Annotated in this window: 1 protein-coding gene; it reads left to right on the top strand. The window is 56.4% G+C overall.

The window, feature by feature from the left end; genetic code table 11:
- Window positions 1–68: 68 nt before the first annotated feature.
- Window positions 69–1,201 (top strand): IS3 family transposase gene (locus JAO79_RS16160; protein WP_114335518.1). Its coding sequence is split into 2 segments (ribosomal slippage): window positions 69–339 and window positions 339–1,201, totalling 1,134 coding nucleotides; the frame shifts between segments, so codons are not numbered across the junction.
- Window positions 1,202–1,269 lie beyond the last annotated feature (68 nt).

The following is a 1,269-nucleotide window of genomic DNA, read 5'->3' as shown; positions in this document are numbered from 1 at the left end:
TGAAGTGGACCCCAAATTTTGGACAGGTGCCTAAGCTCTGATTCATCATCTCCACGAGGAGGAGAATCATGAGCAAGAAACGCAAGCAATACAGCGCATCATTCAAGTCCAAAGTTGCTCTGGCCGCCCTCAAGGGTGACCAGACCACATCCGAAATTGCCGCCCGTTTCCAGATTCACCCCACCATGGTCAGTACCTGGAAGCGCGAGCTGCTGGAGAACGCTCCCGACCTCTTCGAAGGCAAGAGGAAGGCCGGCAAGCAATCCGATGAGCCCAGCACAGACGAGCTTTACCGGGAGATCGGTCGACTGACGGTGGAACGCGATTTTTTGTCGCGCAAGCTCGATCAGTAAGCCGTCAACAGCGGTTGGCGATGATCGAGCGTGGTCATCCCCAAGTCAGTCTTTCGCGCCAGTGCGAGCTGCTCAAGCTGAGCCGCTCATCGGTGTACTACGTCCCTCGTGAGCAATGTCAGGAGGATCTGGATCTGATGTACCTGATTGATCAGCAGCACCTGAAAACGCCGTATTATGGCTCTCGCAAGATGCGGTTCCACTTGCAGCACCAGGGCTACCGCATCAACCGGAAGCGGGTGCAGCGGCTGATGCGCACCATGGGCATTCAGGCCGTGTACCCGCGACCAAGAACCAGTGTTCCGGGCGACGGGCACAAGGTGTACCCGTACCTGCTCAAGGGCTTGAAGATCGATCGTCCCAATCAGGTTTGGGCAACTGACATCAGCTATGTGCCGCTGGCGCGGGGCTTCATGTATCTGGTTGCCATCATCGACTGGTACAGTCGCAAGGTGCTGTCCTGGCGGATCTCCAACACCATGGACACAGACTTCTGCGTCGATGCCCTGGAGGAGGCTCTACAGCACCATGGAACGCCGGAAATCTTCAACACCGATCAGGGCGTCCAGTTCACCAGCGAGGCCTTCACAAGCGTTCTCAAAGAGCATGGCATCCGGATCAGCATGGACGGCAAGGGCTGCTACCATGACAACATCTTCGTGGAACGGCTCTGGCGCAGCGTCAAACACGAGTGCGTCTACCTCACTGCCTTCGAGGATGGTCAACACTTGAAGCAGGCGCTCCACCGGTACTTCCGGCATTACAATCAGACCCGATACCACCAAACCCTTGATTACCAAACGCCCGATGAGGTGTACTACGGGCAACCCATATCTCTGGCAGCCTGAGCCAGGGAAACAACCGGATCATAGCTTAGGGACACCATCAGGTTGTCCAACTGATTGGGTCCACCTCA

The sequence above is a fragment of the Marinobacter litoralis genome (assembly GCF_016427555.1).
GTDB lineage: Bacteria > Pseudomonadota > Gammaproteobacteria > Pseudomonadales > Oleiphilaceae > Marinobacter > Marinobacter litoralis_A.
This window is presented reverse-complemented; position numbering and strand designations above follow the sequence as displayed.